Below are 6,624 nucleotides of genomic sequence, written 5' to 3'. Positions count from 1 at the left end.
CCCCCGCCGTCCCGTCGGCGCCGCCCACGCTCGCCGCGGGCCCCGCCGGCCTCACCCCGGTGTTCGAGCACGGGCCCCGGGACGCCGGGGAGACCGTGGCCCTCACCTTCGACGCCGACATGACCGCCGACCAGGGCCCGAGGGCCGCGGCGGGCGAGCGTTTCGACCATCCGCGGCTGATCGGGACGCTGCGGGCGCTGAAGGTGCCGGCGACGGTGTTCATGACGGGCCGGTGGGCCGAGGAGTACCCGGACCAGGCCCGCTCCCTCGGCCGTGACCCGCTATTCGAGGTCGCCAACCACTCGTACAGCCACTACGCCTTCACCGGCGACTGCTACGGCCTGCCCTCGGTGCCCGAGGAGCGGATGCGGGCCGACGTGGAGCGTGCGTACCGGGCGTTCCGCGCGGTGGGCGTGCCCGACCCGATGCCGTACTTCCGCTTTCCCGGCGGCTGTTACGACCGGCGGGCGCTTAGGGCGCTCACCCCGGCCGGCGTCACGGCCGTGCAGTGGGACGTCGTCGGCGGCGACGCCTTCGCCACCGACGCGGACGCGGTGGCCCGGCAGGTGCTGGACGGGGTGCGGCCGGGCTCGGTGGTCGTCCTGCACTGCACCCGCAGCGCCGCCCCGACGACGGAGGAGGCGGTGCGGACGGTCGTGCCGGAGCTGCGCCGCAGGGGCTACCGGTTCGTCAAGGTCTCCGAGCTGATCGGCGCGGCGAACGGACGCGGCTGACCGTCCTACGCTGGAGGCATGAGCGACGACGTGACCGACCGCGACTACTGCCTCGCCGGCGGCGAGCGCCCGCCGAAGGCGGACGGCCCGCCCTACGCGGCGTGCGTCCAGTGCCAGGAGCCCACGGAGTACCCGGAGACGTACCGGGGCATCACGCTGTGCCCGGTCTGCGAATGGCGCGAGGCGGAGCGCACGGCCTGCTCCGGCTGACCGGCCGGGGCGCTCTGTCCTCGTTACGCCCGCCTGGGTTCGTCGCGCCCGGACCGGAATGCCTCGGAGAGGGTCTCCGCGGCGCCGGACAGCAGCCCCTTGGCCACTCCCCGGGAGCCGGACTCCCGCATCTTGTCCGGCAGTTCCGTCAGCCCGGCGGGCTTGCGCGGCCCGGCCTCCAGGTCGAGCCGGTTGCACGCCTCGGCGAAGCGCAGATAGGTGTCGACGCTCGCCACCACGATGCGTATGTCGATCTTGAGTATCTCGATCCCGACCAGAGACACCCGCACGAACGCGTCGATCACCAGCCCTCGGTCCAGAATGAGCTCCAGCACGTCGTACAGACCGCTGGAGCCGCCCCCGCCGCGCTGCGGCACCGCCTGAGTCATCGCGCATCAGTCCCTTCCCCCACCCTGGTGCCCGCTCGGTGCCTTGGCACACTGGGCGGGTGAACGACGACCGGACGACACCCGCCCCCGACAGCCCCTTCCGACCCGAGCCCGGTGACCGGGACGCGGCGCCGCAGTTCGTGCTGCCGCTCGTGGTCCGTATCGAGCGCGGCTCGCCGCCCGCGCGGACGGACGCCCTGGAGACGGCCGCCCGCGCGGTGCTGGTGATGCTGACCGACGAGCGGTCGGTGGGCGAGGGTGAGTGGGCGCGGGCGATGCGCGACTGGCAGGACGCCCGTATCCGCAAGGTGGTGCGGCGGGCGCGCGGCGCGGAGTGGCGGCGCGCGGAGGCGCTTCCCGGGATCACCGTGACCGGGAAGTCGGCGGAGGTGCGGGTCTTCCCGCCGGTGCCGCTGGACGGCTGGCCCAAGGACCTGGCCCGGCTCCAGGTGTCCGGCACCGACCTCGACGACCCGGACCCGGTGCCGCCGGCGGACCCCGGCGTGCCGACGCTGTGGATGAACCCGGAGCTCGAGATGTCGGCCGGCAAGGCGATGGCCCAGGCCGGGCACGGCGCACAGCTCGCCTGGCGGGAGCTGTCCGGCGCGGCCCGTGAGGCCTGGCGGGCGGCCGGCTTCCCGCTGGCCGTGCGCACCGCCGACCCGGCCGACTGGCCCGCGCTGGCCGGCAGTGGCCTGCCGACGGTGCGCGACGCGGGCTTCACGGAGATCGCCCCCGGTTCGTGCACGGTGGTGGCGGACCACCCGGCACTGCGCTGAGCCGGCGCTGCGTTCGGCCGGCGCTGCGTTCAGCCTGCTCCGCGCCGGACCGGCTCCGCGCCGGCCCTGGCGCGTCCCCCGGATGGATGTGCGGCCGTGCGGCGGCCGTTGGGCCGCCGGAGGCTGGGCGCATGCCGACACCACGTACGACAGCCGCCGCCCTGCTGTCCGGCGCCGTCCTGCTCTCCGCCTCCCTGGCCGCCTGCGGCCCGGCCGGCGGGGGCGCGGCCGGAGGCGGAGGCGGCGAGGAGGACGACCGCGGACGGATATGGGCGCAGTCCCTCGACTGGAAGGACTGCCCCGCACCGTCCCCCCTGCAAGGCGGAGGAGAGGCGCCCGAGCCGCTGCCGGACGGCACCCGCTGGCAGTGCGCCACCATGCGGGCGCCGCTGGACTGGGACGAGCCCGCCGGCGAGACCATCGGCCTCGCCCTGATCCGGGCGGCGTCCCGCGCGGACGCCGCCGACCGCATCGGCTCGCTGCTGTTCAACTTCGGCGGGCCCGGCGAGTCCGGCGTGGCGACCCTGCCCGCCCTGGCCGCCGACTACGAGCAACTCCGGTCCCGTTACGACCTGGTGAGCTTCGACCCGCGCGGGGCGGGCGCGAGCTCCGGGGTCACCTGCCTGGACGCCCAGGCGGCGCAGGCGATGACCGAGCAGGACGACACCCCCGACGACGGCGACGACGAGGTGACCGCCCTGCTCCAGGCGCGGCAGCACTACGCCGACGCCTGCGAGAAGAAGTCGGGCCGCGTGCTGCCCCACGTGGGCACCGAGGACGCCGCCCGCGACATGGACCTGCTGCGCCATCTGCTCGGCGACGACAAGCTGCACTACCTGGGGATCTCCTACGGAACCGAACTGGGCGGCGTCTACGCCCACTTGTTCCCGCAGCACGTGGGCCGTGCCGTCCTGGACGGCGTCGTGGACCCGACGCTGGACCAGATGGAGGGCGCGCTCGCGCAGGCGAGCGGGTTCCAGCTGGCCTTCGACCACTTCGCGCAGTGGTGCGTGGACACCGGCTGCGCCCTCGGCGACACCCCGGAGGAGATCACGCAGCTCGTCATGCGGCTGGAGGAGGCCCTGGACGACGAGCCGCTGGCCGTCGGCGGGGAGAGGGTGTTCACCGGCTCCCAGCTCATCGACGCCGTCGTCCTGGCGCTCTACCTGGAGACCGCGTGGCCCGCCCTGGAGGTGGGCCTCCAGCTGCTCGCCGCCGACGAGGGCGAGACCCTGCTCGGCCTCGCCGACGCCCTGATCGGCCGCCACGCCGGCGGGTTCAGCGACCAGCGGGACGCGCAGACCGCCATCACCTGCGCCGACCGCAGCGACCGCTACACCGTGGACGACGTGATGGAACGGGCCGCGGCGTTCGAGAAGGCGTCCCCGCTGTTCGGCGACACCATGCTGTGGGACACGCTGGAGTGCACCGACTGGCCGGTGCGGGGCAGGGCCGCGCACCCGGACGTGAGCGCGCCCGGCGCGCCGCCGGTCCTGCTCGTCGGCAACACCGGCGACCCGGCGACGCCGTACGAGGGCGCCACGCGGATGGCGGAGCGGCTCGGCAAGGGCGTCGGCGTGGAACTCACCTACGAGGGCGAGGGCCACGGCGCGTACGACTCCGGCAACACCTGTGTGCGCGAGGCCGTGAACGCGTACCTGCTGGACGGCACGGTGCCGGCCGCGGGGACCGTGTGCGAGCGGGAGCCGCTCCAGGGCAAGGGGTAGGCGCGGAGGTACGGCGGCGGGAGCCGGCCCGGCGGGTCCGTGGTGAGCGGACCGGCCGGGCCGGCTTCGTCGTACGCGCAGCACTCTTGCCGTGTTCATGGCAGCCGGTGTACCAAGGAAGCGCGCGAACTTGAATGTTGTTCATGTTTCGCCCGTCGGCGGCCGACCCAGCCCGAGGAGCAGCGTATGACCGCGGAACGTCCTCCCCTGCGCAGCCGCCGGACCGTCCTGAAGGCGGGCGCCGTCACCGGCCTCGGTCTCGCGGGCGCGCACCTGGTCTCCGCGGGCTCCGCGTCCGCCGCGGAGGACGGCGGCTATCTCGTCGGCCGGGGGATCTCCGACGCCACCGGCGAGGTCGCCGAGGTCGGCATGATGGGGTACGGGCGGTTCGACCAGCAGGCGGCGGGTCTGCACACGCGGCTGCGGGCGCGGGCGTTCGTGGTGGTCGAGCAGGCGAGCGGACGCCGGGTGCTGCTGATCGTCGCCGACTCCCCCATGATCTTCGACAGCGTGCACCGGGCGGTGCTGCGCCGGCTCAGGCAGGCGTACGGCGACCTCTACACCGCGCGGAACGTGCTGATCTCCGCCACCCACACCCACGCGGGCCCCGGCGGCTACTCGCACCATCTCCTCTACAACACCACGACGTTCGGCTTCCACCGGGCGACCTTCGAGGCGGTGGCGGACGGCCTGTTCGAGGCGGCGCGCCACGCGCACGAGGACCTCGCCCCGTCCGGACTGGTGCTCAGCCACGGCACGCTGACCGGAGTCAGCGCCAACCGCTCGCGGTCGGCCTTCGACCGGAACCCGAAGGCCGACCGCGACCACTTCCCGGACGGCGTGGACACCCTGACCACCCTGCTGCGGGTGGAGCGGGAGGGCCGCACGGTCGGGGCGGTCAACTGGTTCCCGGTGCACGGCACCAGCATGTCCGGCGACAACCGCCTGATCAGCGCCGACAACAAGGGGTACGCGGCCTACCACTGGGAGCGCGAGGTCCACGGCGTGGACTATCTCGCCGACGGCACACCGGAGTTCGTGTCGGCGTTCGCGCAGACCAACAGCGGCGACATGTCGCCCAACCTGGATCTGGTGCCGCCCACCACGCCCGCCGACTTCGAGGCCACCCGCACCAGCGGGCTCCGGCAGTACGAGGCGGCCGCGGCCCAGGCGGCCACGCCCGGCGTGCGGCTGTCCGGGCCGGTCGACTCCCGGCTGGTGTATGTGGACCTGTCCGACGTCACCGTCCGCCCCGAGTTCACCGGCGACGGGAAGACGCACCGCACGTCCAAGCCGTGCGTGGGCGCGTCGATGGCGGCCGGCAGCCTGGAGGACGGGCCCGCCTTCCCCGGCTTCGACGAGGGCGACAACCCGTTCTGGGACGCCGTCTCCAACTCGATCGTCTACACGGTGTCCCCCGAGCTGAAGCAGGCGCAGGCGCCGAAGGACGTCTTCGTGCCGATCGGGGAGATGAACCGGATCTACCCGTGGGTCCAGGAGCGGGTGCCGGTGATGCTGGTGCGCATCGGCGGCCTGTACCTCATCGGCATCCCCGGCGAGGTCACCGTCTGCGCGGGCCTGCGGCTGCGGCGCACGGTCGCCGGGATCGTCGGCGCGGACCTGGACGACGTGCTGGTCGCCGGGTACAGCAACTCCTACATGCACTACGTGACCACGCCGGAGGAGTACGACGCCCAGCAGTACGAGGGCGGCAGCACCCTCTTCGGGCGCTGGCAGCTCCCGGCGCTCCAGCAGACCGCGGCCGAGCTGGCGGTGTCCCTGCGCGACGGCACGGACCTGCCGCTCGGGCCCGAGCCGCCGGACCTGTCCGGCTCGGTGCTCTCGCTCCAGCCGGGCGTGGTGCTGGACGCCCCGCCCCTGTTCCGGACGTTCGGCGACGTGCTGGTGCCGCCGCGGGAGAACTACCGGACCGGGGAACGCGTCGAGGTCGTCTTCGCGGGCGCCCACCCGGGCAACGACCTGCACCGCGGCGACACGTACCTGCGGATCGAGCGGCGGGACTCCGCCGGCGCCTGGCGCACCGTCGCCGACGACGGCGACTGGGCGACCCGCTTCCACTGGGCCCGCGACGGCATCGCCGCGTCCAAGGTCACCGTCACCTGGGACATCCCCCAGGACACCCCCTCGGGCACCTACCGCGTCGTCTACCACGGCGACGCGAAGAGTCTCGGCGGGACGATCTCGTCGATCGAGGGCGTCTCGACGGCCTTCCAGGTGCGCTGAGCCCGGGGGGCGGGCCCGGCGGGCGGGTCCGGCGCGCGCGGGCGGCGGTTCAGCCGGTGATGGAGAAGAAGATCGTGTCCTGGTCGTACCAGTCGAGGGCCTTCGTCGCGTACTCCCACTCGCCGTGCTCGCTCTCCAGCAGGGACGCGAACCGGTCGACCTCGTCGCGGAACTCCGGCGACACCGAGCCGGACACCGCGCGGTAGGCGTCCGCGGCGGGTCCCGCCTTGGCGAGCGGGAACATGCCGATGTGCGGGCCGTCCACCGCGTGCGGGAAGAGGAACGGTATCTCCTTCGGCGGGCCGGAGAACACGTGCGGGTACAGCAGCAGGTCCTCGTCCACCCCGGCGCGGCGCAGCTCCTCAGCCCACTGACAACGCGTCAGGCGGTGCCGCTGCCCCGGCGGCGCTCCCCCAACCTCAAATGTTCCTCTGAAGGCGGCTCGAGGACGGTTCGTTCGCGGGCCCCGGGGCCATATCCCCGGCACGACCGGCACGTCCCGTGCGGGCGGCTTCGGGGGCCGGGCGGGAACGCCCGGGTG

7 protein-coding genes are annotated in these 6,624 nt (G+C 74.0%); 5 read left to right on the top strand and 2 right to left on the bottom strand.

The window, feature by feature from the left end; translation table 11 throughout:
• Positions 1 to 734 (top strand): polysaccharide deacetylase family protein (locus tag CCN29_RS31425; RefSeq protein ID WP_442538590.1); only part of this gene is annotated, 734 nt, incomplete at its 5' end.
• Positions 735 to 752: 18 nt separating this feature from the next.
• Positions 753 to 944, top strand: a complete 192-nt coding sequence (locus tag CCN29_RS31420) for a hypothetical protein (protein ID WP_006130511.1) — start codon at positions 753 to 755, stop codon at positions 942 to 944.
• A 23-nt stretch (positions 945 to 967) separates the two neighbouring features.
• On the opposite strand, the gene CCN29_RS31415 is transcribed toward CCN29_RS31420, so the two are convergent.
• Complete coding sequence (locus CCN29_RS31415) at positions 968 to 1,333, bottom strand: gas vesicle structural protein GvpA (protein WP_006130510.1); 366 nt, start codon at positions 1,331 to 1,333, stop codon at positions 968 to 970.
• A gap of 59 nt (positions 1,334 to 1,392) precedes the next feature.
• On the opposite strand from CCN29_RS31415, the gene CCN29_RS31410 reads away from it, so the two are divergent.
• From CCN29_RS31410 to CCN29_RS31400, 3 genes are all read left to right on the top strand, one after another.
• Complete coding sequence (locus CCN29_RS31410; RefSeq protein ID WP_086685933.1) at positions 1,393 to 2,112, top strand: peptidyl-tRNA hydrolase; 720 nt, start codon at positions 1,393 to 1,395, stop codon at positions 2,110 to 2,112.
• Positions 2,113 to 2,243: 131 nt separating this feature from the next.
• Entirely contained in the window at positions 2,244 to 3,839 is a 1,596-nt protein-coding gene (locus CCN29_RS31405; protein WP_086685931.1) for an alpha/beta hydrolase, read from the top strand.
• 186 nt (positions 3,840 to 4,025) lie between these two features.
• Positions 4,026 to 6,083 carry a neutral/alkaline ceramidase gene (locus CCN29_RS31400; protein WP_086685928.1) on the top strand — a complete coding sequence of 686 codons (2,058 nt, stop codon included), beginning with the start codon at positions 4,026 to 4,028 and terminating at the stop codon, positions 6,081 to 6,083.
• 49 nt (positions 6,084 to 6,132) lie between these two features.
• Here the strand turns inward: CCN29_RS31400 and CCN29_RS31395 are convergent, their stop codons facing one another.
• Positions 6,133 to 6,426 carry a DUF7691 family protein gene (locus CCN29_RS31395; protein WP_189479462.1) on the bottom strand — a complete coding sequence of 98 codons (294 nt, stop codon included), beginning with the start codon at positions 6,424 to 6,426 and terminating at the stop codon, positions 6,133 to 6,135.
• Positions 6,427 to 6,624: the final 198 nt, after the last annotated feature.

The organism is Streptomyces pseudogriseolus (assembly GCA_002154585.1).
In the GTDB taxonomy this organism is placed as follows: Bacteria; Actinomycetota; Actinomycetes; order Streptomycetales; family Streptomycetaceae; genus Streptomyces; species Streptomyces pseudogriseolus.
Note: the sequence above shows the minus strand (reverse complement) of the source record. Positions and strands in the feature narration are given on the sequence as shown.

What these genes read in the sequence shown, in the direction of transcription:
- CCN29_RS31420 (WP_006130511.1), top strand. Translation starts at nt 753, where the DNA reads ATGAGCGACGACGTGACCGACCGCGACTACTGCCTCGCCGGCGGCGAG.
- CCN29_RS31415 (WP_006130510.1), bottom strand. Translation starts at nt 1,333, where the DNA reads ATGACTCAGGCGGTGCCGCAGCGCGGCGGGGGCGGCTCCAGCGGTCTG.
- CCN29_RS31405 (WP_086685931.1), top strand. Translation starts at nt 2,244, where the DNA reads ATGCCGACACCACGTACGACAGCCGCCGCCCTGCTGTCCGGCGCCGTC.
- CCN29_RS31400 (WP_086685928.1), top strand. Translation starts at nt 4,026, where the DNA reads ATGACCGCGGAACGTCCTCCCCTGCGCAGCCGCCGGACCGTCCTGAAG.